The organism is Pseudomonas sp. 2822-15 (assembly GCF_002742515.1).
Taxonomy (GTDB): domain Bacteria; phylum Pseudomonadota; class Gammaproteobacteria; order Pseudomonadales; family Pseudomonadaceae; genus Aquipseudomonas; species Aquipseudomonas salomonii.
Map to the genome: position 1 here is coordinate 1 of NZ_LJRY01000374.1, position 250 is coordinate 250.

Here is a 250-nt window from a genome sequence, read left to right on the forward strand (position 1 = left end):
TTATAGAAGGACTAGATAATTATAGTGTGGCAGAACAATTATCCATCAGTACCCATACAGTAAAAAATCACATCACCAATATATACCAAAAATTACATGTGAAAGATCGTTACCAATTAATGAAGTGTATTTATAGTAAATAACCAACTAGCCATCCCACTCACTGATAGTAAGAGTGTTGGGTGGTTTTTTTAAAAGGGAATATATAAAATTTACCACCTTCAGAACAATGTCTAGCTTCTCGCTCTTA

1 protein-coding gene is annotated in these 250 nt (G+C 32.4%); it reads left to right on the forward strand.

The annotated features are described in order from the left end of the window. The first annotated feature begins 2 nt into the window (after window positions 1–2). Entirely contained in the window at window positions 3–143 is a 141-nt protein-coding gene (locus AOA59_RS33695) for a helix-turn-helix transcriptional regulator (RefSeq protein WP_218212238.1), read from the forward strand. Window positions 144–250: the final 107 nt, after the last annotated feature.